This window comes from Streptomyces sp. G7(2002) (assembly GCF_028870195.1).
Lineage (GTDB): Bacteria > Actinomycetota > Actinomycetes > Streptomycetales > Streptomycetaceae > Streptomyces > Streptomyces nigrescens.
Genome location: NZ_CP102609.1, coordinates 5,813,813 through 5,838,127 on the forward strand (window position 1 = coordinate 5,813,813; position 24,315 = coordinate 5,838,127).

General features: G+C 71.3%; 22 protein-coding genes and 1 pseudogene. 14 read left to right on the top strand and 9 right to left on the bottom strand.

Going from position 1 to position 24,315, the window contains the following annotated elements; translation table 11 throughout:
* Positions 1–218 precede the first annotated feature (218 nt).
* Complete coding sequence (locus NUT86_RS24750) at positions 219–1,691, top strand: NCS2 family permease (protein ID WP_109891978.1); 1,473 nt, start codon at positions 219–221, stop codon at positions 1,689–1,691.
* Here the strand turns inward: NUT86_RS24750 and NUT86_RS24755 are convergent.
* Entirely contained in the window at positions 1,684–1,875 is a 192-nt protein-coding gene (locus NUT86_RS24755) for a ribbon-helix-helix protein, CopG family (protein WP_026169636.1), read from the bottom strand. The two genes, NUT86_RS24750 and NUT86_RS24755, sit on opposite strands and share 8 nt — an antisense overlap.
* A gap of 130 nt (positions 1,876–2,005) precedes the next feature.
* On the opposite strand from NUT86_RS24755, the gene NUT86_RS24760 reads away from it, so the two are divergent.
* The 3 genes from NUT86_RS24760 (at position 2,006) to thpR (ending at position 4,625) form a co-directional block, all read left to right on the top strand.
* On the top strand, positions 2,006–2,470 hold the full coding sequence (locus tag NUT86_RS24760; protein WP_018089673.1) for a MarR family winged helix-turn-helix transcriptional regulator: 465 nt from the start codon (positions 2,006–2,008) through the stop codon (positions 2,468–2,470).
* A 27-nt stretch (positions 2,471–2,497) separates the two neighbouring features.
* A complete protein-coding gene (locus NUT86_RS24765; RefSeq protein WP_018089672.1) occupies positions 2,498–3,970 on the top strand; it encodes an MFS transporter in 1,473 nt (490 codons plus the stop codon).
* Between the two features lie 85 nt (positions 3,971–4,055).
* Entirely contained in the window at positions 4,056–4,625 is a 570-nt protein-coding gene (gene thpR / locus NUT86_RS24770; RefSeq protein ID WP_159486749.1) for an RNA 2',3'-cyclic phosphodiesterase, read from the top strand.
* Positions 4,626–4,847: 222 nt separating this feature from the next.
* Here thpR and NUT86_RS24775 read toward each other — a convergent pair whose 3' ends face one another.
* Both NUT86_RS24775 and NUT86_RS24780 read right to left on the bottom strand, forming a co-directional pair.
* On the bottom strand, positions 4,848–5,846 hold the full coding sequence (locus tag NUT86_RS24775; RefSeq protein ID WP_018089670.1) for an aldo/keto reductase: 999 nt from the start codon (positions 5,844–5,846) through the stop codon (positions 4,848–4,850).
* A 57-nt stretch (positions 5,847–5,903) separates the two neighbouring features.
* Positions 5,904–7,148 (bottom strand): MFS transporter, encoded by a 1,245-nt coding sequence (locus NUT86_RS24780; protein ID WP_274737620.1) that lies wholly within the window; start codon positions 7,146–7,148, stop codon positions 5,904–5,906.
* Between the two features lie 193 nt (positions 7,149–7,341).
* Here NUT86_RS24780 and NUT86_RS24785 point away from each other — a divergent pair, with 193 nt between their 5' ends.
* Positions 7,342–7,929 carry a TetR/AcrR family transcriptional regulator gene (locus tag NUT86_RS24785; RefSeq protein ID WP_159486743.1) on the top strand — a complete coding sequence of 196 codons (588 nt, stop codon included), beginning with the start codon at positions 7,342–7,344 and terminating at the stop codon, positions 7,927–7,929.
* An 18-nt stretch (positions 7,930–7,947) separates the two neighbouring features.
* On the opposite strand, the gene NUT86_RS24790 is transcribed toward NUT86_RS24785, so the two are convergent.
* Positions 7,948–8,649 (bottom strand): GDSL-type esterase/lipase family protein, encoded by a 702-nt coding sequence (locus NUT86_RS24790; protein WP_274740611.1) that lies wholly within the window; start codon positions 8,647–8,649, stop codon positions 7,948–7,950.
* A 143-nt stretch (positions 8,650–8,792) separates the two neighbouring features.
* Between NUT86_RS24790 and NUT86_RS24795 the strand changes: the two genes are divergently transcribed.
* Positions 8,793–9,788 (top strand): hypothetical protein, encoded by a 996-nt coding sequence (locus tag NUT86_RS24795; RefSeq protein WP_274737622.1) that lies wholly within the window; start codon positions 8,793–8,795, stop codon positions 9,786–9,788.
* Positions 9,789–9,810: 22 nt separating this feature from the next.
* Here the strand turns inward: NUT86_RS24795 and NUT86_RS24800 are convergent, their stop codons facing one another.
* A complete protein-coding gene (locus tag NUT86_RS24800; RefSeq protein ID WP_274737624.1) occupies positions 9,811–10,581 on the bottom strand; it encodes a TetR/AcrR family transcriptional regulator in 771 nt (256 codons plus the stop codon).
* Between the two features lie 140 nt (positions 10,582–10,721).
* On the opposite strand from NUT86_RS24800, the gene NUT86_RS24805 reads away from it, so the two are divergent.
* Together NUT86_RS24805 and NUT86_RS24810 are read left to right on the top strand one after the other, a co-directional pair.
* Positions 10,722–11,729, top strand: coding sequence for an ATP-binding cassette domain-containing protein (locus tag NUT86_RS24805; protein WP_018089664.1), 1,008 nt, complete (start codon positions 10,722–10,724; stop codon positions 11,727–11,729).
* Positions 11,726–12,598 (top strand): ABC transporter permease, encoded by an 873-nt coding sequence (locus NUT86_RS24810; protein WP_274737626.1) that lies wholly within the window; start codon positions 11,726–11,728, stop codon positions 12,596–12,598. Before NUT86_RS24805 ends, NUT86_RS24810 begins: the two co-directional genes overlap by 4 nt.
* 78 nt (positions 12,599–12,676) lie before the next feature.
* On the opposite strand, the gene serC is transcribed toward NUT86_RS24810, so the two are convergent.
* Both serC and NUT86_RS24820 read right to left on the bottom strand, forming a co-directional pair.
* A complete protein-coding gene (gene serC, locus NUT86_RS24815; RefSeq protein WP_018089662.1) occupies positions 12,677–13,795 on the bottom strand; it encodes a phosphoserine transaminase in 1,119 nt (372 codons plus the stop codon).
* An 87-nt stretch (positions 13,796–13,882) separates the two neighbouring features.
* The gene (locus NUT86_RS24820) at positions 13,883–14,908 is read right to left on the bottom strand and encodes a helix-turn-helix transcriptional regulator (RefSeq protein WP_274737628.1); all 1,026 of its coding nucleotides are present in this window, start codon (positions 14,906–14,908) and stop codon (positions 13,883–13,885) included.
* Positions 14,909–14,962: 54 nt separating this feature from the next.
* On the opposite strand from NUT86_RS24820, the gene NUT86_RS24825 reads away from it, so the two are divergent.
* The 6 genes and pseudogenes from NUT86_RS24825 (at position 14,963) to NUT86_RS24850 (ending at position 22,620) form a co-directional block, all read left to right on the top strand.
* Positions 14,963–16,450 (top strand): FAD-binding oxidoreductase, encoded by a 1,488-nt coding sequence (locus NUT86_RS24825; protein WP_274737630.1) that lies wholly within the window; start codon positions 14,963–14,965, stop codon positions 16,448–16,450.
* Positions 16,451–16,602: 152 nt separating this feature from the next.
* A complete protein-coding gene (locus NUT86_RS24830; protein ID WP_274737632.1) occupies positions 16,603–19,605 on the top strand; it encodes an FAD-binding and (Fe-S)-binding domain-containing protein in 3,003 nt (1,000 codons plus the stop codon).
* A 101-nt stretch (positions 19,606–19,706) separates the two neighbouring features.
* A complete protein-coding gene (locus NUT86_RS24835) occupies positions 19,707–19,829 on the top strand; it encodes a DUF397 domain-containing protein (RefSeq protein WP_078518606.1) in 123 nt (40 codons plus the stop codon).
* Positions 19,830–21,065: 1,236 nt separating this feature from the next.
* Positions 21,066–21,725, top strand: a pseudogene (locus NUT86_RS24840) (hypothetical protein); the annotation flags it as partial.
* A gap of 175 nt (positions 21,726–21,900) precedes the next feature.
* Positions 21,901–22,173 carry a hypothetical protein gene (locus NUT86_RS24845; RefSeq protein ID WP_159486729.1) on the top strand — a complete coding sequence of 91 codons (273 nt, stop codon included), beginning with the start codon at positions 21,901–21,903 and terminating at the stop codon, positions 22,171–22,173.
* A 69-nt stretch (positions 22,174–22,242) separates the two neighbouring features.
* Positions 22,243–22,620, top strand: a complete 378-nt coding sequence (locus NUT86_RS24850; RefSeq protein WP_274737635.1) for a VOC family protein — start codon at positions 22,243–22,245, stop codon at positions 22,618–22,620.
* Positions 22,621–22,735: 115 nt separating this feature from the next.
* Here NUT86_RS24850 and NUT86_RS24855 read toward each other — a convergent pair whose 3' ends face one another.
* Entirely contained in the window at positions 22,736–23,365 is a 630-nt protein-coding gene (locus NUT86_RS24855; protein WP_274737637.1) for a DUF5753 domain-containing protein, read from the bottom strand.
* A gap of 95 nt (positions 23,366–23,460) precedes the next feature.
* A complete protein-coding gene (locus NUT86_RS24860; RefSeq protein WP_274737638.1) occupies positions 23,461–24,309 on the bottom strand; it encodes a helix-turn-helix domain-containing protein in 849 nt (282 codons plus the stop codon).
* Positions 24,310–24,315 lie beyond the last annotated feature (6 nt).

Below are 24,315 nucleotides of genomic sequence, written 5' to 3' on the forward strand. Positions count from 1 at the left end.
TGGGGCGGGCGTGGGCCAAAAGCCCAGGGCCATGTGCCCCAAGGGTCTACGCGCGGAGATAGCGATCAACGCATTGTTTATTCATACTGAACCTTTCTGGATACGGCTGGTTTGGATCGTCTCTTCCTCCAACCTGATCCAGTTCTTTCTCCTTCTGTACATGTTCCGGGCCCTCGGGCCCCCGCGCCTGCCCAGGCCCGTCCGACTGAGGTCCCCGCATGTCCCCCTCGGCCACCACGCCGGTCGACACCCTCAACGACCCAGGTCCGAAGCCTCCCAAGAACGGCTTCGACCGCTTCTTCAAGATCTCCGAGCGGGGGTCGACGGTCAGCCGCGAACTGCGCGGCGGTCTGGCGACGTTCTTCGCGATGGCCTACATCATCGTGCTGAACCCGATCATCCTCGGCGCCGGAGTGGATAAGTTCGGCCATCAGCTCGACAACGCCCAGCTGGTCACCGCCACCGCGCTGATGGCCGGACTGAGCACGGTCCTGATGGGCCTCATCGGCAATGTCCCGATCGCCATCGCCGCCGGCCTCGGTATCAACGCCGTGGTGTCGCTGCAGCTCGCCCCCAAGATGAGCTGGCCGGACGCGATGGGCATGGTCGTGCTCGCGGGTCTGGTGCTGATGCTCCTGGTCGCCTCGGGTCTGCGGCAGCGGGTGATGGACGCGATCCCCAACGGGCTGCGGCGGGCCATCGCCATCGGCATCGGCATGTTCATCTCGCTGATCGGCCTGGTCGACGCGGGCTTCGTGACCCGTAACCCGGACGCCGCGCACACCACCGTCCCGATGGGCCTGGGGCAGGGCGGCCAGCTCAAGGGCTGGCCGGTGCTGGTCTTCGTCATCGGGCTGGCGCTGATGTTCGTCCTGATCGTGCGCAAGGTCAGGGGCGCGATCCTGATCGGCATGGTCTCGATGGCCGTCGTCGCGGTCGTCATCAACGCCCTCGTCGAGATCCCGGACGCGTCCTGGGGCCTGGCGGTCCCCAACGTTCCGGAAAAGATCATCGACACCCCGGACTTCGGGCTGATCGGTCAGATCAGCCTCTTCGGCGGCTTCCAGGAAGTCGGCGTGCTGACCGGCTGCCTGTTCGTCTTCACCGTGCTGCTCTCCGGCTTCTTCGACGCGATGGGCACCATCATCGGCGTCGGCGAGGAGGCCGGTCTGCTGGACAACGAGACCGGCCAGCTGCCGGGCATGGGCCGCATCCTGATGGTCGACGGCATCGCGGTCGCGGGCGGCGGCTTCGGCTCCGCCTCCGCCAACACCTGCTTCGTGGAGTCCACCGCCGGTGTCGGCGAGGGCGCCCGTACCGGCCTCGCGAACCTGATGACCGGCGGTCTCTTCCTGCTCGCGCTGATCTTCACGCCGCTGGCGACCGTCGTCCCCTCGCAGGCCGCGACGCCCGCGCTGGTGGTCGTCGGCTTCCTGATCATGGCCTCGAACGTGCGGGACATCGACTGGGGCGACCCCACCATCGGCATCCCGGCGTTCCTGACGATCATCTCGATGCCGTTCACCTACAGCATCACCAACGGCATCGGGATCGGCGTCCTGGCCTTCATCCTGCTGCGCGCGGCGACCGGCCGGGTCAAGGAGATCCCCTGGCTGCTGAACGCGGTCGGCTTCTGCTTCCTGGTCTACTTCCTGCTCGACCCGATCGAGCAGGCACTCGGGGTCAAGTAGCCGGCCAGCGGACTCCCAGCTTCTCCGTCTCGTCGACGGAGGACTTGAACCGCTCGTCGAAATCCTCGCGAATGAGCGTCCGGACCACATAGTCCTGGACGCTCATTCCGCGTTTTGCTGCGTGCTGCCGAATGCGCTCCAGCAGCTCCCCGTCCACACGCAGGCTGAGCACTTGCGATCCCATCCGGACACGGTCCCGTCCGTACGCGGTCAGGCGCGTCACTTTCGGCCGCGTCCTCACTCATATGGGTGACCCGGGACGGAAGGCGCCCCTTGGCTTTCCTTAGAAAGGGTAATGAGTTATGCTAAAGACCATGCCGGAACTGTCCTCCCTCCAGCCCGACGGGCCGGAGGTGCCCCCCGACGACGCGGCCGCGGTGAACGCTCTGCGGTCCGCCGTGATGCGCCTGTCGCGCCGACTCAAGCACCAGCGGGTCGACGAATCGCTGAGCCCCACCGAGATGTCGGTGCTCGGCACCCTCGCCCGGTGCGGCCATGCCACCCCCGGCGAGCTGGCCCGCAAGGAGCATGTGCAGCCGCCGTCGATGACCCGCATCGTGGCCATGCTGGAGGCCAAGGGACTGGTCCGGCTCGAACCGCACCCCGACGACCGCCGCCAGAAGGTCGTCACGCAGACCGAGCAGGCCGAGGCGATGCTCGAAGAGAGCCGCCGTAAGCGCAACGCCTGGCTCGCCGAGCTGGCCTCCGGGCTGGACGAGGACGAGTGGGCGAAGGTGCGGGCCGCCGCGCCCGTGCTGGAGAAGCTCGCACAGCTGTAGAACCGAGGCCGAGGAGGCGAACCCACTTTGAGTACGGGATCCGGAGCACACTCCGCCCCCGCACCGAACTCCCACGAAGACACGGTTTCCGACGACGCGACCGCGACCACTCCGGGCACCGCCCCGGGTGTCGCCGCAGGCCCCGCCGCCACACCGCGCAAGGGCACGTTCAGTTCTCTGCGAATACGCAACTACCGCCTCTTCGCCACCGGCCAGATGGTGTCCAACACGGGCACCTGGATGCAGCGCATCGCCCAGGACTGGCTGGTGCTCAGCCTCACCGGCTCGTCCACCGCGGTCGGCATCACCACCGCGCTGCAGTTCCTTCCGATGCTGCTCTTCGGGCTCTACGGCGGTGTCATCGCCGACCGCTTCGCCAAGCGCAAACTGCTGCTCTTCACCCAGTCCGCCATGGGCCTCACCGGCCTGGCCCTCGCCGCGCTCACGCTGAGCGGGCAGGTGCAGGTCTGGCACGTCTACCTGGTCGCCTTCGTCCTCGGCCTGGTCACCGTCCTCGACAACCCCTCCCGGCAGGCCTTCGTCTCCGAAATGGTCGGCCAGGACGAGCTGCGCAACGCGGTCAGCCTGAACTCCGCCAACTTCCAGTCCGCGCGGCTGATCGGGCCCGCCGTCGCCGGCGTCCTGATCACCGCCTTCGGCAGCGGCTGGGCCTTCCTGCTCAACGGTCTCTCGTTCATCGCCCCGCTCACGGGCCTGCTGATGATGCGCACCGCCGAACTCCACAAGGTCGACCGCGTCCCGCGCAGCAAGGGCCAGCTGCGGGAGGGCCTGAGGTATGTCTCGGGCCGCCCCGACCTGCTCTGGCCCATCGTCCTGGTCGGTTTCATCGGCACCTTCGGCTTCAACTTCCCGATCTGGCTGACCGCGTTCGTCCATCACGTCTATCACCAGGGCGCGGGGACGTACTCGCTGTTCAACGGGCTGATGGCGGCCGGTTCGCTGATCGGCGCGCTGCTCGCGGCCCGCCGCGCCAGCTCCCGGCTGCGGCTGCTGGTGGGCGCGGCGATGCTCTTCGGCGTCCTGGAGATCGCGGCCGCGCTCGCCCCGTCGTTCTGGGTCTTCGCGGCGCTGCTGGTGCTGATCGGCACGGTCGGCCTGACGATCAACGTCACGGCCAATTCGAGCGTCCAGATGGCCACCGATCCGCTGATGCGCGGCCGGGTGATGAGCCTGTTCATGATGGTCTTCGTGGGCGGCACCCCGCTCGGCGCACCGCTGGTCGGCTGGATCACCGACAGCTTCGGCCCGCGGATCGGCTTCATGGCGGGCGGTGCGGTCTCCCTGGCGGCCGCCGTCCTCATCGGCCTGATCCTCGCGAGGGTGGGCGGACTGCGGCTCAAGATCGACCTGCGCCGCGGGCATCAGCACCTCGTCTTCGTGCCCCGGGGCCCCGCCCCCGATCCGTCCGCGGAGCAGGGGCAGGAGCAAGAACAGGGGCCGGGGCAGGAGAAGGAGCAGAAGATGGCGCCGGCGGCGTAGCGCGCTCCTCGGCCCGGTCCCGCGGGGCCGGGCCGGAGCACCTCGTGTCCGCCGGACGGCCGGTGCGCTGCGCCACACTGGCCGCATGAGACTCTTCGCCGCCGTCCTGCCCCCCGCTCCCGCGATCGAGGAACTGGCCGCCGAGGTGGCGCAGTTGAAGAAGCTCCCGGCCGCCGGCCGGCTGCGCTGGACCGGCCGGGACAGCTGGCACTTCACCCTCGCCTTCTACGGCGAGGTGCCCGAGGAGACCGTCCCCGAGCTGTCCGAGCGGCTGGCGCGCGCCGCCCACCGCCGCGACCCCTATGAGCTGCGGATCGCCGGCGGCGGCCGCTTCTCGGACCGGGTGGTGTGGGCCGGGGCCGACGGCGACCGCCCCGCCATGCGCATCCTGGCCGACGCGGCCTCCGCGGCGGCCCGCCGGGCCGGCCTCGCCATGGACGAGGAGCACCGCCCGTACACCCCCCACCTCACCCTCGCCAGGAACCGCATCCCCAACCTGGACCTCCGCCCGTACGCGAGCGCCCTCAAGGACTTCGCCGGCACCTCCTGGACGGTCGGTGACCTCGCCCTGGTGTGCAGCCACCCCCCGGTCCCCGGCGTGGCGGGCAAGCAGCCCCGGTACGAAACGGTGGGGTCCTGGCCACTGGGCCACTGAGGCCCGGCGGCCGCGTGGTCCCGGCCCGCTGAAACGTTCGGATCCGTCCCGGTTACGCTCAGAGGGTGGATCCCAAAACCCGTAACCGGATCATGTCCGGTCTGCTCGCCGTGCTGCTCGTCGTCGTGATCGTGGCGGCGGCTCTGCGCTGACGGCCGCCGCGGCCGCCTCCGCCGAGCGCCCGGCGGACGGCCGGAACCGTCCGCCGGGCCCTCGGCCCCCTCACCAGGCGAAGGCCTCCGGGCTCGGTCCGGGGCCGGGGAAGATCTCGTCGAGTGCGGCGAGAAGCTCGTCCGGGAGGGTCAGTTCGACGGCCCGCAGCGCGGAGGCGAGCTGGTCCGCGGTGCGCGGGCCGACGATCGGGCCGGTGACACCGGGCCGGGTGAGCAGCCACGCCAGAGCCACCTCACCGGGCTCCAGACCGTGCTTGTCGAGCAGATCCTCGTACGACTGGATCTGGGCACGGATCGTGGAGTTGGCGAGCGAGTCGGCGGAGCGGCCGGCGCCCGAGCGGGCCGCGCCGCCCTCGCGCTCCTTGCGGAGGGCGCCGCCCAGCAGCCCGCCGTGCAGCGGGGACCACGGGATGACGCCCAGGCCGTAGCCCTCGGCGGCCGGGATGACCTCCATCTCGGCGCGGCGCTCGGCGAGGTTGTAGAGGCACTGCTCGCTGACCAGGCCGTACGAGCCGCGGCGGGCGGCGGTCTCGTTGGCGCGGGCGATGTGCCAGCCGGCGTGGTTGGACGAGCCGACGTAGAGGATCTTGCCCTGCTGGACGAGCACGTCCATGGCCTGCCAGATCTCGTCCCAGGGCGTGTCCCGGTCGACGTGATGGAACTGGTAGAGGTCGATGTAGTCGGTGCCCAGCCGTTTGAGGCTGGCGTCCACCGACCGCCGGATGTTGAGCGCGGAGAGCTTGTCGTGGTTGGGCCAGACCTTGCCGTCGTCGGTTGCCATGTTGGCGTAGAGCTTGGTGGCCAGCACGGTCTTGTCCCGCCGGCCGCCGTCCTTGGCGAACCAGGAGCCGAGGATCTCCTCCGTACGGCCCTTGTTGGCTCCCCAGCCGTAGACATTGGCGGTGTCGAAGAAGTTGATGCCCGCGTGGAGCGCCGCATCCATGATGGTGTGGCTGTCGGCCTCGTCCGTCTGAGGCCCGAAGTTCATCGTCCCGAGGACGAGTCGGCTGACCTTGAGTCCGGTGCGTCCGAGCTGCGTGTACTTCATGGTTGCCCAGCCAACGCCTTGAAGTGCACTCGAAGCAAGGACCGTTCGGGGTGGCGGTCAGCGTTGCGGATGCCGCGCCGAGGAGGCGAGGGCGCCTTGCCGCGGCGGGACCGGGCGGGGCCTCCGGCGCCCGGCCGCGGCGAAGAGCAGCAGCGCGACCGGGGTGCAGCAGGCCGCCGCCACCGGCAGGGCACCGGGTCCGTACGAGGCGAGCAGCCGGCCGCCGAGGGCGCCGCCCAGCGAGGCGCCGGCGTAGACCCCGCTGCTGGTGAGCGCGAGCGCCTGCGGCCCGTGCGCGGAGCCGGCCAGCGTCAGCACACGGGTCTGTACGGCGGGCGGTATCGCCCATGCCGCGGCCGCCCAAACGAACAGCAGCGGGACGACGAGGGCGAGTGCGGCGGGCCGCCGCACCCCGCACAGGGCGAGCCCGGCCGTGGCCGCGGCGAACACCAGCGCCGCCGTGGCGAAGGCGGCCCCGGCGCCCCAGCGGTCCACCAGCGTGCCGCCCGCCCGCGCGCCCGCGATGCCGGCGACGCCGGTGAGCGCCAGCAGCACACCGAGCGTGCCGGGGGTGACGCCCGCCAGGTCGTGGAGGAACGGCGCGAGGTAGGTCTGCAGCAGCAGATTGCCCAGCACCGCGACGGCCGCGGCGAGCAGGGCGTACAGGACGGCGGGCCGGTTCGGCGGGCGGAGACGGGCGGCGAGCGGCGTGGCGGGGGCGGGCGGCAGCGCGGGGAGGGTGCCGCGGACGAGGAGCAGGGCCGCGAGCCCGAGCGTCCCGCCCAGGACGAAGGTGGCCCGCCAGCCCAGCGCCGCCCCGGCCCAGGTGCCGGCCGGTACCCCGAGAACCATGGCGCCGGTCAGCCCGGCCATGACGGTGGCGAGACTGCGGCCCCGTCGTTCCGGCGGTGCGAGCCGGGCGGTCGCGGCGAGGGCGGTGGGCAGGGCGACGGCGGCGGCGAGCGCGGCCAGTACCCGGAGCGCCATCAGTGCGACGTAGGAACTGGTCAGGAGAACGGCGAAGTTGGCGAGGCAGAAGAGGGCCAGCGCGGCGGTGAGCAGTGCCCGGCGGGGGAGCCGGGCGGTGCTGACGGCGGCGACCGGGGCGGCCACCGCGCAGACCACGGAGAAGACGGTGACGAGCTGTCCGGCGGCGGCCTGGCTGACCGTCAGCCCGCGGGCGAGTGCGGGCAGTACGCCGGCGATCACGAAGTCGTCGGTCTGGAGGGCGAAGGCGCAGAGGGTGAGGGCGCAGAGCCAGGGGGCGGGGAGGCGTCCTCGTAAGGGGGCTGTCGTCAACATACCCATTAACGTAACACTCGTTTCCCTAATTAGGGTGGGTGGTGTCCCGCCAGAGGGTCTGCCAACGGGTCTGTCAGAGGGGCCGTCAGTGGGCCCGCAGGCCCGGAGCATTCCGCACGTCCCCAAGATCGCCGCACCGCCCAGAAGATCCCCGCACCGCCCAGAGATCCCCGCACCACGAGGAGTCCGACCGATGGCCAGGCCCCGCGACCCCCACCGCCGTACCGAGATCCTCGACGCGGCCATCGGCCACCTCGCCGAGACCGGGATCTCCAACCTCTCCCTGCGCCCGCTGGCCCAGGCGCTCGGGCACAGCACCCGGGTGCTCACCCACCACTTCGCGGACAAGGACGATCTGCTGACGGCCGTACTGGAGCGGCTGGACGAGATCCAGCACGGGCAGCTGCGGGCCACCGAGGGCTGGGACGACGCCTCGCTGGGCATCGGCGCGATCGTGCGGGATTCCTGGCGGCGTCATCTGGAGCCCGGCAACCTCGGCGCGACCCGGCTCATCCACGAGATCGAGGGGTTGGCGGCGGCCGGCAGGCTCGGCGGCCGGGTCCCCAAGTTCCTCGCGGACCGTGCCGAGTTCGTCGCCGGCGCCCTGCAGGCCCGCGGTCTCGCCCCCGAGGCGGCGCGGGTCCACGCCACCTTCCTGAACAGTGCCTACGCGGGTCTGCAGACCGACTTCCTGGTCACCGGTGACCGCGTGCGCACCGAGGCCGCGCTGGCGGAGCTGTGTGCGCTGGCCGACTCCTGGACGGCGGCGGCCGTCTCCTGACCGCCACCGGCCGGGGCCTCACGGGGACGGGACGGCCACCGCCGGCGAGTCGGCGGTGTACGGGCCGCCGACGCCCCACGCCTGGTGCATCGCATCGGCGAACGCCCCGGCCAGCAGGTGCTCTCCCCACTCCGACGGATGGGTTCCGTCGTACGTGGCACGGCAGGTCTCCCACCCGGCCGGTTCGGAGGCCAGCAGCAACGGCGAGGCGGGGGTGGAGAGATCGGCGACGGCCTTGGCCAGCAGCTCGTTGAAGCGTGCGCACTCCGCACCGAACGCGGCGTCCGCCGCCGCCCGCACATTGGGGATCACCGGCATCAGCACCGCCCGCAGGTGCGGCGCCGCCTCCCGTGCCGCTGCCACGAACCGCCGTACGTTCTCCGCGGTCTGCCCGGCGTTCGTATAGAAACCGAGGTCTATCAGGCCGAGCGAGACCAGCAGGGTGTCGGCCTCGTGCCGGCGCACCGCGTCACCGATCAGCGGGGCCATGTGCAGCCAGCCCTCGCCCCAGCCGGCGAGATGACGGCGAGCCTCCGCGGGGAAGCCGGGGTCGGCATAGGCGGATGAGGTGTCCGTGCCCTCGGTGGGTTCATGGAGCGTGTGGCGCGGCCCGACGATGCGGTACGACCCGTCGAAGGCCGCGTTCAGGTGCTGCCACATGCGGTAACGCCAGGTGAAATCGCCGGTGCTGCCGATCGTCATGGAGTCACCGACGAACATGATCCTCATCCGGACATGATGGCCGAGAATCCTTACCGGCCGGTACGTGACGCTGGACACGCCACGCCCGTCCGGCACGGAGCGCCGGGGCCGGGGCGGCCACCGCGCCCCCGCGCCGCGGCCCGGGATGGCAGTCTGTGCCCATGCGTTCGCTTCTGTGCGCGGCCGGTGCCGCGGGAATCCTGTGGTCGGCGGCCGTCGTTCCCGCCGCCGCCGACGAGCCCGACGGCTTCACCATCAGCGATCCCCGGATCACCGAGTCCAGCGGGCTGACCGCCAGCCGCACGCACCCCGGGATCTACTGGACCCACAACGACAGTGACGACGGCCCCTACCTCTACGCCGTCGACGGCAAGTCCGGCCGTACGGTCGCCCGCATCACGCTGCGCGGTGTCGGCGCGCCGCGCGATGTCGAGGCGATCTCGGCCGGCCCGGACGGTGACCTCTACGTCGGCGACATCGGCGACAACCTCGGCGGCAGCTGGAACCACGTCTGGATCTACCGCTTCCCCGAGCCGAAGCGGCTGCGCGACACCACCGTCACCGCCACCCAGTTCGTGGTGAAATACGCCGACGGGCCGCGGGACGCCGAGGCGATGATGGTGCACCCCAAGACCGGCCGGGTCTATCTCGCCAGCAAGAAGCAGGGCGGCGGTGGCGCCCTCTACGAGGGCCCGCGGCAGCTCACCGCCTCCGGCACCAACACCTTCCGCAAGGTCGCCCCGGTCGATCTGTGGGTGACCGACGGCGCGTTCTCCCCCGACGGCACCCGTCTGGTGCTGCGCAGCTACTTCGGTTCCCGGATCTACCGCTGGCAGGACGGCCGCCCGAAGGACCTCGGCAGCGTGGGCGTACCGGTCCAGCAGCAGGGCGAATCGGTCACTTTCACCGCGGACGGCCGCACCCTGATGTACGGCTCCGAGGGCGGCGGCAGTGCCGTCGAGCCGGTCGGGCTGAGCGACGAGCAGCTCCCGGACGCGGCCAAGGACGACCCGGCGAACGGTGACGGCGCCAACGGCCAGGGCGGGAAGGGCAGTTCGGGCACGGACCTGGACCCGGGTTTCATCAAGGGGGCCATGGTCCTCGCCCTGGCCACGGGGCTGGTCGTCGTGCTCCGCAGGCTGGTGCGGCGGCGGTAGGGGACCGGCCCGCCTCGTCACCTCACGGTGTGTCCGTCGGGGCGGTGCGGGTGGCGATGAGTGCCGCGATGCCGTCGAGGAGCGCGGCCAGGCCCAGCTCGAAGACGGAGCTGTCGTCGCCGGCGAACGTGTCCTCGTCCAGGGCGGCGAGGGCGGGGTAACGGCCGCTCAGCATCACCTTGGACAGCACCGGCTCCTGTGACTGCCAGAAGTCCGCATTGCTGATGCCGGTCCGCTGCTCGGCGAGGGCGGAGTTGAGCTCGGTGCGGGAGATGCCGGTGAGGAAGCCGCCGAAGGTCACCAGTACGTGGATCTTCTCGCGGTCGGTCAGACCGGTGCCGGCCAGGGCGCGCACCGAGTACTCCAGTGAGTCCAGGGCGTTGGGGCCGAGCAGCGGGCGGGCCTGGTCGACCTGGAGCAGCCAGGGGTGCCGTTCGTATTGCTGCCGGCTGCCGCGGGCGAGGGCCTCCATCGCGGGGCGCCAGCCGGCGGCCGGGTCGGGGTGGGCGTCGGCGTCGAACTCCGCGACCTTGTCGAGCATCAGGTCGAGGAGTTCGGCCTTGCCCGGGACGTAGCGGTAGAGCGACATGGTGCCGACGCCGAGGTCGGTGGCGACCCGGCGCATGGACAGCGCGCCGAGCCCTTCGGCATCGGCGACCGCCACCGCGGCGGTGACGATGCGGTCGAGGGTGAGGCCCGGTTTGGGGCCGCGGCTGGGCCGTTCGCCGAGGCCCCAGAGCAGCTCCAGGCTGCGCGAGACATCGCCGCTGCCGCTGTGTTCTGTCGTCGTCATCGTGCGGCCATCCTATGCCGCCGCCCAAAAACTGAGTACGGCGTACGCGTAATCGGGTACGGTGTACCCAGTTTTCGATCCGGAGGGGAGCGGCGATGGCCGGCAGTACGAGCGGGATGACGTGTGGAACAAGGGGCGGGGTGGCGACGGCGGGTGCCGGAAAGGCGCCGGCGCCGCCCGATGCGGCGGTGCGCGCGGAGGGTCTGGAGAAGCGGTACGGCGACAAACGGGCCCTGGACGGCCTCGACCTGACCGTCCACCGCGGCACGGTGCACGGCCTCCTCGGGCCGAACGGGGCGGGCAAGACCACCGTCGTCCGCATCCTGGCCACCCTGTTGCGACCGGACGGCGGACGGGCGACGGTCGCCGGGCACGAGGTGGTGCGGTCGCCGCAGCAGGTGCGCGCCAGGATCGGACTCGCGGGTCAATATGCCGCCGTGGACGGCATCTTGACCGGACGTCAGAACCTGGAGATGTTCGGCAAGCTCTTCCATCTGGGCGCCCGCCGGGCGCGGGTGCGGGCCACGGAGCTGCTGGACCAGTTCGGGCTGGGCGACGCGGCCGGGAAATCGGCCCGCACCTACAGCGGCGGGATGCGCCGCCGCCTCGACCTCGCCGCGAGCCTGATCCTCGCACCCGAGGTGCTCTTCCTGGACGAGCCGACCACGGGCCTCGACCCGCGCGGCCGCAACGAGGTCTGGGAGTCGGTCCGCGGGCTCACCGCGACCGGCACCACCGTATTGCTGACCACCCAGTACCTCGACGAGGCGGACCAGTTGGCCGACCGGGTCTCCGTCATCGAACACGGGCGGACGATCGCCGACGGCACGCCCGCCGAGCTGAAGCGGCAGATCGGCGGCGAGCGCCTCCAGGTGGTGCTGCGCGATCCGGCCGATCTCCCGCACGCGGTACGGACCGTGGCGCGGGTCGCCGCGAACGGCGTGGCGCCCACGACGGACGAGGCGGAGCGGCGGGTCGGCGCCCCGGTGACGGAAGGCGTCGCCGCACTGACCGAGGTCGCGCGCACCCTCCAGGACGAGGGCATCGGCGTCGAGGACATCGGGCTGCGCCGCCCCACGCTCGACGAGGTCTTTCTGCGCCTCACCGGACGCGGTACGGCCGAGGCCGGGAAGGAGGTGGCCGCATGAGCGCCGGCACCGTGCTGCACATCCCGCACGACGACGGCCCCGCCCCGTGGAGGCCGGCCGGTGCGGACGACGGCCCCGTGCGCCGTCTCTACTGGGCCTTCGCCGATTGTCTGACCATCGTCCGCCGGGATCTGACCCATCTCGTCCGGCAGCCCGTGATCATTGCCTGGCAGCTGGGCTTCCCGATCGTCTCCGTGGTGCTCTTCGTCTATGTCTTCGGCAGCGCGATGAACGTCGGAGGCGGGGTGGACTACTCGACGTTCGCGATGCCCGGCATCTTCGCGATGACGATCTCCTTCGGCTTCATGAACACCGCGGTGGCCGTCGTCGTCGACCGGGACCACGGGGTCACCGACCGGTTCCGCTCCCTGCCGATGGCGACGTCCGCCGTGGTCAGCGGGCGCGGGGTCGCCGATGTGATCGGCGCGACCGTCGATCTCGTGGTGCTGGCCGCGATCGCCGTGGTCGTCGGCTGGCGCTCCCACGGCAGCCCGGCCGCCACCCTCGCCGCTTTCGGCCTGCTGCTGCTTCTGCGCTTCGCCCTCACCTGGATCGGCGTCTACCTCGGCCTCCTGGCACCCAACCAGGAATCGGCCGGCGGCCTCTACGCCGTCGCCTTCCCCTTCGGCATGATCTCCAGCGTCTTCACCCCGCCGTCGATGATGCCGGACTGGCTGGGCACGATCGCGATGTGGAACCCGGTGTCCTCGACGGCCGGCGCCATCCGTGAACTCTTCGGCAACCCGGCCACCACGGGCGGCAGTTGGGTCGAACAGCATGCGGTGCTGATGGCGGTGCTCTGGCCGGCCGTCCTCACCGCGGTCTTCCTGCCGCTGGCGGTACGGCGCTTCCGGCGGCTGAGCCGCTGAGCCCGGACCGCGCGCACACAGCGCACAGGCCCCGGCGGGCGCCCGCCGGGGCCTGTGCGCAGAGTGCCGGACAGCCGGTTACAGCTTGCCGATGACGTGGTCGATGCAGGCCGTCAGGGCCTCGACGTCCGCCGGGTCGATCGCCGGGAACATCGCGATCCGCAGCTGGTTGCGGCCGAGCTTGCGGTAGGGCTCGGTGTCGACGATGCCGTTGGCGCGCAGGGCCTTGGCGACGGCCGCGGCGTCGATGTTGTCATCGAAGTCGATCGTGCCGATGACCTGCGAGCGCTTGGCCGGGTCGGTGACGAACGGGGTGGCGTACTTGGAGTCCTCGGCCCAGCCGTAGAGGGTGCGCGAGGAGGCGGCGGTGCGGCGGACCGCCCAGTCCAGACCGCCCTGGCCGTTGATCCACTCCAGCTGCTCATTGAGCAGGAAGAGGGTGGACAGCGCCGGGGTGTTGTACGTCTGGTTCTTCAGCGAGTTGTCGATCGCCGTGGGCAGCGAGAAGAACTCCGGGATGTGCCGGCCGGACGCGTGGATGGCGCGGGCGCGCTCCAGCGCGGCGGGGGAGAAGGCCGCCAGCCACAGACCGCCGTCGGAGGCGAAGGACTTCTGCGGGGCGAAGTAGTAGACATCGGTCTCGGTGATGTCCACGGGCAGACCGCCGGCGCCGGAGGTGGCGTCGACCAGGACCAGCGCGCCCTCGTCGGCGCCCGCGACCCGCTTGATGGGGGCGGCGACACCGGTCGAGGTCTCGTTGTGGGTGAAGCCGTAGACGTCCACGCCCTGTTCGGCCTGCGCCTGCGGGTGGTCGCCCGGGTCGGCGGAGATGACGGTGGGCTCCTCCAGCCACGGCGCCAGCTTGGCGGCCTTGGCGAACTTCGAGGAGAACTCACCGAAGCTCAGGTGCTGGGACTTGCGCTCGATCAGGCCGTGCGTCGCGATGTCCCAGAAGGCGGTGGAGCCGCCGTTGCCGAGGACGACCTCGTAGCCCTCGGGGAGCTGGAAGAGGTCGCGTACGCCGTCGCGCACCTTGCCGACCAGGTTCTTGACCGGGGCTTGGCGGTGGGACGTGCCGAGAAGTGAGCTACCGGTGGCGGCGAGGGCGCCGAGCGCCTCCGTACGCACCTTGGAGGGGCCCGCGCCGAAGCGTCCGTCGGCGGGCTTGATGTCAGCGGGAATCTGGATATCAGCCACGGGGGAAGCCTAATCCGTCGCGCTGCGGGCTCCGGCGCCGCGTCCAGCGGGTGAGATGCGGGCCGCCCATACGGTGGACGGCCGGGTCTAGGGCGTGTCGCCTGCGTAGACGGCGGTGAGGGCGGCGGCGGCCTCGGCCATCACCCGGCGGGCCTCGGGCGGGGCGAGCACTTCGAGGGAGTCGCCGAACTGGAGCAGCTGACGGACCGCGGGGAGGACGGGGTACGCCAGATCGAGGGTGGCCCAGTCCCCGCCCTCGTCGCCGTCACCCGTACGGGGCGGCCCGGTCAGCGCCCCGCCGAGGATCCGCACCGCCAGATCCAGCCGCTCGCGGCGGATCCGGGCGGTCACCCGTACCTCGGCGGGCCGGTCCTCCACTTGGCGCCGCAGCTGCTGCCACACCTCGGCGAGCTCCACCCCCGCACGGCGCCGTACCGGGACGTCGGTGAGGGTCGCGGACGCCACCCGGTCGGCCCGGAAGAGCTGCGGCCGGCCGCGCCGGTCCGCGACGAGGTACCAGGTGCCGGCCTTGGCCACCAGCCCGTACGGGTCGACGGTGTACGTCCGCAGCCGGGTCTCGCCGCTGTGGCGGTAGTGGATACGGAGCCGGAGGTCGGTGAAGACGGCCGTGTGCAGCACATCGAGGTCCACCGCGGGGCGCGCGGCGGCGGCGTCGCCGGACGGCCCGTCAGCCGAAGGGGCGGACGACGGGCGGGGCGTCCACTTGTCCGGGTCGACCAGGATGCGGCGCCCGGCCAGCTCCGCGGCCGGCCGGTGCGGGGCGGGCAGCGCCGCCATCACCTTGCGCAGCGCCGAGCGCAGCGCGTCGTCCAGGCCGAGGGCGCTGTGGGCACCCTGCGCGGCCAGGATGAACAGGGCCCGCGCCTCGTCGGTGGTCATCCCCGTGACATCCGTACGGAAGCCGGGCAGCAGCGCGATCCCGCCGTGCCGGCCGCGTTCGGCGTAGACCGGCACCCCGGCCGCCGACAGCGCCTCGACATCGCGGTAGACGGTCCGGGTGGAGACCTCCAGCCGCTCGGCGAGCTCCGCCGCCGGCACCCGGCCGCGGGTCTGGAGCAGCAGCACGATCGAGAGCAGACGGGACGACTTCACAGCCGCCGTTATATATGACGGCGGGTGTCAAGTTATCGCGCCAGAGTGCGGGGCATGGAGACCAACGACCTCGCTCTGCCGTCCGCGCCCGCACCACTCGACCCCGCCTCCCTCGCCGCCCTCGTGGACCGGGTCCGGGGCCCGGTCCTGGTCCCCGGGGACGACGGCTACGACGCCGAGCGGTCCGGCTTCCAGCTGGCCCGTCAGCACCGGCCCGCCGTGATCGTCGGCGCGCGCCGCGCCGAGGACGTCGTCGCCGCGGTGCGCTTCGCCCGCGATCAGGGGCTGCCGGTCGCGGTCCAGGCCACCGGGCACGGGCTGTCCGCGGCCACCGACGGCGGGCTGTTGATCAGTACCCGGCGGATGGCCGGGGTGCGGGTGGACGCGGCGGCCGGCACCGCGCACGTCGAGGCGGGCGTCGTCTGGGGACAGGTCGTCGAGGCGGCGGCCCCGCACGGACTCGCCCCGCTCAACGGCTCCTCCCCGGGCGTCGGCGTCATCTCGTACACCCTCGGGGGCGGCGTCGGGGTGCTGGCCCGGACGTACGGCTTCGCCGCCGACCAGGTGCGGTCCGTCGCCCTTGTGACCGCCGACGGCCGGCTGCGGCACCTCACCGCGGACACCGATCCCGAGCTGTTCCGGGCGCTGCTCGGCGGCGGCCACGGCCTGGGGGTGGTGACCGCGATGGAGTTCGGGCTGGTGCCGGTGGCCCGGCTGTACGGCGGGCAGCTGGTGTTCGGCGCCGAGCAGATCGACGAGGCGCTGGCGGCGTATCTGCGCTGGACCGAGACCGTGCCGGACGAGCTGACCTCGTCGCTCGCCCTGATCGCCTACCCGGACCTCCCGCAGCTGCCCGGGTCGCTGCGCGGCCGCTACCTGGCGCACATCCGGATCGCCTGTACGGGGAGAGCCGCGGAGGGCGAGCGGCTGGTGGCCCCGCTACGGGCGGTGGGCCCACGGGTGAGCGACGACCTGCGCGAGATGCCGTACGCCGAGTCGCACACCATTCACCGGGACCCGAGCGATCCGCATGCCTACGACGGGGACAACGCGCTGCTCAGCGGGCTGGACGCGGCCGCGCTGCGCCGGGTGGCGGCGCTGACCGGACCGGCCGCGCCGGTGATGACCGTGGTCCAGCTCAACCATCTCGGCGGTGCGCTGTCCACCGGGACCGGCGCCGTCGGCCACCGGGACGCCCGGTATGCGCTGCGGCTGCTGTCACCGCTGACGGGAGCCGCGGCGGACGACGGGCCGGGCAACGATGGGTCCGACCCTGCCCTGGCGACCGTACGGGCGCTGCACGCCGAGGCGCTGGCGGCCGTCGCGCCCTGGCGGCTCGGCCGGAGCGTGAACTTCCTCTTCGGCGGGCACGGGCACCGGCCGGACGCCGCGGAGGTGGCGCGCAGTGTGCACGGCACCGACGAGCACCGCCGGCTGGCCGGACTCAAGGCCCGCCACGACCCGGAGAACGTCTTCCGCTTCCACCCCGCCGGCGCCGCCGCGGCGGACCGGACACCGGCACCCGCCACCTCCTCCAGCTGACGGCCCGCCGCCACCTCCTCCGGCTGACGGCCCGCCGTCACCTCCTCCGGCTGACGGCCGCCGCCACGCACTCCGGCTGACGGCCGCAACTCGCCCCGGCGATCGGGCCTGCCGACCACCCATGAACCCGTCCCAGTGGGCAGGCTGGAGACATGGCTGATCGTACGGAGACGGAGAAGCGGGATCTGGCGAAGGAGTTGGCGGCCGCGGTCCGGGGGGAGGTCTCGTTCGCCGCGGCCGACCGGGCACTGATGACGATGGACGCGTCCAATTACCGGCGGGTGCCCAGAGCGGTGGTCGCGCCCCGGGACGCCGAGGACGTCGCGGCGGCGCTGCGGGTGTGCCGGGAGCACGGGGTGCCGGTGGTGCCGCGCGGCGGCGGGACCAGTATCGCGGGGCAGGCGACCGGCGTCGGGGTGGTGCTGGACTTCACCCGGCACATGAGGCGGATCGTGTCGCTGGACCCCGCCGCCCGCACCGCCGTCGTCCAGCCCGGCGTCATCCTGGACGACCTGCGGGCGGCGGCCGGCGCCCACGGACTGACCTTCGGCCCCGACCCCTCCACCCACAGCCGCTGCACCCTCGGCGGCATGATCGGCAACAACTCCTGCGGTTCGCACTCGGTGGCCTGGGGCACCACCGCCGACAGCGTCCGCGAGCTGGAGCTGCTGACCTACGGCGGCGAGCGGGTACGGGCCGGCCGCGGCACCGACCCCACCGGTGCCCCCACCGGACTGCCCCCACGCCTCCGGGACGGCGTAAAAGCCCTGGTGGACAGCGAGTTGGCGCTGCTGCGCACCGGCTACCCCGACCTTCCCCGCCGCATCTCCGGCTACGCCCTGGACGCACTGCTCCCGGAGAAGGGCACCGACCTGGCCCGCGCCCTCACCGGCAGCGAGGGCACCCTCGGGGTACTGACCGAGGCGGCCGTACGCCTCGTGGAGACCCCCGCGGCCCGGGTGCTCGCCGTCCTCGCCTACCCCGACGAGAGCGCCGCCGCCGAGGCCGCGCACACCCTCCTCCCGCACGGCCCGATGACCGTCGAGGGGATGGCCGCCGATCTGGTGGGCGACGCCGCCGGGCTGCCCAAGGGCGGCGCCTGGCTGTTCGTGGAGATGGGCGGTGCGAGCCCGGGTGAGGCGGCCGCCCGCGCCCAGGCGCTCTGCCGGGCGGCCGCCGCCGACGGCAGCACCGACCACACCGTCGTCACCGACCCGGCCGGCCAGCGCGCGCTCTGGCGCATCCGCGAGGACGCCTCGGGCACCGCCACCCGGCTGTCGGACGGCAGCGAGGCCTGGCCCGGCTGGGAGGACTGCGCCGTCCCCCCGGCACAGCTGGGCCCCTACCTCCGCGACTTCCGCGCCCTGCTCACCCAGCACGGCCTGCGCGGCACCCCCTACGGCCACTTCGGCGACGGCTGCATCCACATCCGCATCGACTTCGACCTGCTGACCCCGCCCGGCATTCGCCGCTTCCGGGACTTCTCCTACGACCTGGGCGAGCTGGTCGTCGCGCACGGCGGTTCGCTCTCGGGCGAGCACGGCGACGGCCAGGCCCGCGCCGAACTGCTCCCGAAGATGTACGGCCCCGAACTCGTCCGCGTCTTCGAGCAGTTCAAGTCGCTCTGGGACCCGGCCGCCGGCCTCAACCCCGGCATGCTCGTCCGCCCCGCACGGCTCGACGAGAACCTCCGCTTCGAGGTGCTGCCCTCGCGCCCGGTCCCGGTGGAATTCGGCTATCCGCACGACAACGGCGACTTCTCCGCCGCCGTCCGCCGCTGCGTGGGCGTCGCCAAATGCCGCAACACCACGACGGGTCCGGGCTCGACCGACGTCATGTGCCCGTCCTTCCGCGCCACCGGCGAGGAGCAGCACTCCACCCGCGGCCGGGCCCGTCTGCTGCACGAGATGCTGGCCGGCGAGGTGATCACGGACGGCTGGCAGTCGCCGGAGGTGCACGACGCCCTCGACCTCTGCCTCTCCTGCAAGGGCTGCCGCAGCGACTGCCCGGTAGGCGTCGACATGGCCACCTACAAGGCGGAATTCCTGCACCACCACTACGAGGGCCGGGTGCGCCCCGCCGCGCACTACTCGATGGGCCGCCTCCCCCAGTGGCTGCACGCCGCCGCCCCGTTGGCCCCCGCCCTCAACGTCCTCGCCCGTACGCCGCTGGCCGCCGTCGCCAAACGCCTCGGCGGAATCGCCGCCGAGCGGCCGATCCCCGCACTGGCCACCGAGACCTTCACCCGCTGGTGGTGGCGCCGGCGCCGCGGGACGGCGGGCGGGGCCGGGGAGCTGTCCGGTGGCGGCACGGTGACTGGGACAGGGGAGCTGTCCGGTGGCCGCACGACGGCCGGGGCCGGGTCCCCGTCCGACGCCCGCACGGTCATCCTCTGGCCCGACACCTTCACCAACCACCTTTCCCCGGAGGTCGGCCGCGCCGCCGTACGCGTCCTGGAAGCCGCCGGACTGCGCCCCCTCCTGCCGCCGACCGCCCCGCTACGCCAGCCCGGCGGCGCCCTCCCTCAGCCCGCCCTTCCCCGCCTCCACCGCCCACCCCTGTGCTGCGGCCTCACCTACGTCTCCACCGGACAACTCGACCGGGCTCGCCGCGTCATGCGCCGCACCGTCGAGGTCCTCAGCCCCCTGCTCCAGGACGGCCACCCCCTGGTCGTCCTCGAACCGAGCTGCGCCGCCGCCCTCCGCACGGACCTGCCGGAACTGCTCTCCGACGACCCCCGGGCGGCCCGACTGGCCTCCTCCGTACGCACCTTCGCGCAAGCCCTGGAAGAACTGGCCCCCGACTGGCAGCCACCCCGCATCGACCGCCCCATCGCCGGCCAGACCCACTGCCACCAACATGCGGTCCTCGGCGACGCGGCCGAACGCCGCCTCCGCGAACGCGCGGGCCTCACCGGTTCGTTGACCGGCGGCTGCTGCGGCCTGGCCGGCAACTTCGGCTTCGAGCGCGGCCACTACGACGTCTCGGTGGCCTGCGCCGAGGACCAACTCCTCCCCGCAGTACGGGAATCCGCCCCGGGAACGGAAATCCTCGCGGACGGCTTCTCGTGCCGTACTCAGCTTGATCAACTGAGCGACCGCCCGGGCCGCCATCTGGCGGAGGTGCTGGCGGAGGCGTTGGGGGAGGGGGCGTGATGTATACGTGCGGCAATATCCGCGACTGACGGGGGACGGGCCGGGCCCGGCGCTCGCACCAGAAGCCGGGCGTGACGAGGGACAACGCTGCCTCGCGCGTCATGGGGCCGCCCGAAGTCATACGTGACAGCAAGTACCCAGCCGGCCCTCGCCTCATCGTGGGCGAGGGCGCGTGGGGATCGTTCATGGAAACGCTCAAGACCGAAGATCCCGCGGCCTTCTGAGGCCACCGGCGTTCATTCGAGCGCAAGGCCAGGGCGAGGCCTTCAAAAACCCGGGTGGCGTGCGAGACGCGATGGTAGCGTGATCATCTGTTCGATTGGTGCACGTGGGCAGGACAGCGAGGCGCGAGAGCCCTGAACCGCCATACGCGGGACCTCCGTAACGCCGATGCGGCACGTTCCGGTGGGTGCTCTCGTATCCCGGTGCCCGTCAGCCGACATTGCCGAGTGTGCGCATGACCGGCGCGCACTCGCTGAGAAAAGCTGCGCCACGAATATGCAACTGGGGGAAGCTCCATGCAGGAAAAGAGGGGAAGTTCCATGCGTGACAAGGCTCGTACGAACCACCGGGGCGGAGCGCTGCGTCGTACAGCTGCCGCTGCGTCTCTGGCCCTGATCGCGGGGGCTCTGCCTGTGGCCCTCGCGACGCCGGCCTCGGCGTCCCAGTCAGACTGCACTGCTTATCTGAAGGGGAGGGGCTACAACGTCGGCGCCGGAGTGAAGCATGCATGTGCGACCGCGGCACATGCCTCAGGCCCGGCGGGCCGCGACATGTGTTGGCGGGAGCTACAGGAACTCGGCGTCAAGAGCGACTACGGACTCACGGCCTGCGGCCTGGCGTAACAAGCGCAGATCGGCTTCATGGCTGACGTGACGCCGACGCACTCCGGCCTCGGCCAGGAGTACGGCGAAGGGCGGACGGCGGTGCACTCCGCCGAGCGCGATGCTCCGGCCCGAGCGGGACGACAACGCTGACAAGACCGTCAGCCCGCACGTTCGTCTTCCAACAGCAGGCCCCCGGGACTTGGTTCCGGGGGCCTGCTGCGTATACCGCCTCCGCTGCCCGGCGCGGAACTCCTCATCTCCTGCCGCGGGCCCGCCGCATGAGGCGACTTCAGGAGGACGACAGCCAGGGCGGCAATCCCAGCGGGGGCTGCGGTGACGGCCAGGGCTGAGGCCCGTCAGTGGTCCGTGATCCGGGTGGGCCCCGCTCCGCCCAGGTGATGCCGCTGGCGTGCGCGAACTGGCTGCTGAAGCCGGCCGCCCGGATCGAGGCGACGTTCGCTGGTGGTGGCGCCGTCACAGGGCGACGGCCACCAGGGGCGCCTCCGTCCGTTCGGCGACGGCTACTGGGGGAGTCTCCGGCCGTTCGGCGACGGCTACTGGGGGAGTCTCCGGCCGTTCGACGACGGCTACTGGGGGACTCTCCGGCCGTTCGACGACGCCACCGGGGGAACCTCCGCCCGCACGGTCATCCTCTGGCCCGACACCTTCACCAACCACCTCTCCCCGGAGGTGGGCCGCGCCGCCGTACGCGTCCTGGAAGCCGCCGGACTGCGCCCCCTCCTGCCGCCGACCGCCCCGCTACGCCAGCCCGGCGGGGCCCTCCCTCAGCCCAGCCTCCCCCGTCTGCACCGCCCTCCCCTGTGCTGCGGCCTCACCTACGTCTCCACCGGACAACTCGACGGGGCCCGCCGCGTCATGCGCCGCACCGTCGAGGTCCTCAGCCCCCTGCTCCAGGACGGCCACCCCCTGGTCGTCCTCGAACCGAGCTGCGCCGCCGCCCTCCGCACGGACCTGCCGGAACTGCTCTCCGACGACCCACGCGCAGCCAACTGGTCGGCTCCGTAGGAACCTTCGCCCAAGGCCTGGAAGAACTGGCCCCCGACTGGCAAGGACCAACTCCTGCCCGCAGTACGGGAATCCGCCCCCGGAACGGAAATCCTCGCGGACGGCTTCTCGTGCCGTACTCAGCTTGATCAACTGAGCGACCGCCCGGGCCGCCATCTGGCGGAGGTGCTGGCGGAGGCGCTGGGGGAGATGGGAGAGCGGGGCGAGCTGGGAGGGTCCGGGGAGCGGCGAGTGTCAGGAGCGCCGGGAGCGCCGGGAGAAGGGTGACGTTCGCGGGGGTGTACGGGGCCGGTGCGCGCCGGGGGGTGCGCACCGGTGCGTACCGGCCCCGGGCGACGGCCTGGTGTGCATCCAACGGCGGCTTCCGTGGCACCGGCGGCCGGGTGGGTGCGGGTGCGCCGGGAACACTAACAGTGCAGGTGAGAAGCCAACCGGCGGTCCTGTGCGCGCGGCGTGGAAGGACAACGCGCCCGAACGCCGCGACGGAGCCAGGGAGCGCCGCGACATTCTGGGGGCGATGGTGCGGAGTTTTGACCTCAAGGCAGAAGCGGAAATGCGGCTGGATTCCGACCGCCGGGCCGAGGAACTGGCGCGCAAGCGCGGCGAGAAGCCCACGCGGGCCACGGACGGCACCCAAGGACCCGCTCACGCTGACGGGCCGCCCGCGGCGGGGGCGGCGGATGCCGGCGACGGAGAGGAAGAGGGCGTGTCTTAGTACTCCAGCTGCAGATCGTGATCAGGCTCGTTCGAGGCCGGTGCGCGGTGCTGCTCTACGCTGCCCTTCATGATCGCCAAGCTGCAGTGTGTGGTGTTGGACTGTGCCGATATCGTTGAGCTGTCCCGGTTCTACCAGTCGCTTCTCGGCGGTGTGGTGAACCGGCCGGATCCGCGGTGGTCGCTCGACGACGGCTGGGCGACGCTCCACACCGATGGTGGGTTCGTGATGGCCTTCCAACGAGTGGAAGATCATCAGTCGCCGCGGTGGCCGGATCCCGCTCGGCCCCAGCAGTTCCACCTCGACCTGGGGGTCAAGGACCTGGACCAAGCTCAGGAAGACGTGCTCAATCTGGGTGCCACCATGCTCGATGAGGGGGACGGGAGGCGGAGTTGGCGCATCTTCGCTGATCCGGCAGGTCACCCGTTCTGTCTCGTCCGGGACTGACCGGAGACACCGCAGGGGTGCGGCCCCCTTTGATCAGGCGAGTACGACGTCCAGACACCGAGGCTGACGACGGCAAGAGGGCCAGCCCATGAGCTTCATGCCGTCGCTCGCAGCTTCACCGCAACGCCTCAAGCGCCTTCAGGATGAGCGCCCGCGCCTCCGCGCCGTACACGGCCATGCTGCGCAGCTGCTCGAACGCCTTCAGGTAGAGGGCGATTTCGGAGGGCTGGGTGATCTCCACCTTTGCGGACACCAGCTCGACCGACACGAGGTTGTCGTCGTAGATGTGCAACGTCTCGCGTGGCCATTGCACCCGCTCGCGCGTCGCCATCGGGATGATCCCGAGCGACACGGACGGCAGGGCGTCGGTCGTGAGCAGGTAGTCCAGCTGGGCAGCCATCACCTCCGAATCTCCGATGTGGTGGTACAGCACCGCTTCTTCGACGAGCAGAACGAATCGGCGCTCTGGGTCATGGATGATGCGGGAGCGCTCCACCCGCGCCCTCGCGGCCTCCGCGCTGTCGTCGAAGGAAAGTTCCTGAAAGTCGGCGACCGTGCGCAGCACTGCGGCTGCGTAACCCTCGGTCTGCAACAGGCCGGGCATGAGGGTGGAGGAGTAGATCCGGAACAGCCGGGTCTCTTGGAATAACTGGACCAAACTGTTCTGGAGCGGCTTCAGCCCGTCGCCTACCTTGTGGCGCCACTCGGTGTACGTCGACTCACCGTTAGGCGCGTTCTGCCGCATCGGACAACCTTTCGTTATTTATCCCGACTCTTCAGTCTATTAGTTGTCTCCCGAATTTCCCTGACCGAAGCAATTCGACATTTCATTGATTTCTCTCATTTGGCGCCGATGGCATGTCTCGCACGGTCGATGATCTGGTATGCGGCGTGACCGTAAACGGCGGATTTCTGAAGCGTCTGCCACGTTCGGAGGTAAGTTGAGACGCTGTCAGGGTCATCGATCCGGAGTCCCGCATGCCATGTCTCGACAACAGCAAGACGCTCATCATGGATTGAGAATCCGCTTGCGGGCGGTACCTTCACGGCGGCAGTAAGTGGCACGATACCCAATTCGACGGTATCCAAGCCGATAGCCCCGGCGATTCGGTCCAGTTGCCCAGCGAGGACTGATGGTGGGCAGATCAGTGTGTACAGGACTGGTTCCCACATCAGGAGGTGATATTTACGTCGGTGATCGTACAGTCCTTGCTGGCGTTTCATCCTTGCGCGTACGGCGTCTTCGGTGTCTTTTGGGGAGCGCTGTAGTTCTGCATAGCGGCTGAAAATGTGGCGCGCATAATCAGGTGTCTGGAGAACGCCAACGATCATTGCATTTTGCCATGCATGGAAGATGGTTGATTGCGCATGCTGGGCGTTCAAATCCTCCTGAACGGCCCTGTGTCCGGAGCTGAGCAGCCGCCGCCATGAGCGATGGTGTGACTCTATTCCATGGAGACGTGACCGGAGTTCGTTGAATGCTTCGGGCTGATCAGTCCCCTCTGCCCACTGCTGGAGGTCTTCGATAGTGGCCGTCTGGCGGCCCCGCTCCAGCTTGCTGACCTTGGACTGAGTCCAGCCTAGGCGTTCGGCCAGTTGTGTGCCGGTGAGCCGACCTCCAGGCCGCGAGGTACGGAGTTCGCGCAGTCGAGCCCCGAGGGCAACTCGCGACTGCTGGAAGTCGGTCACCGAATC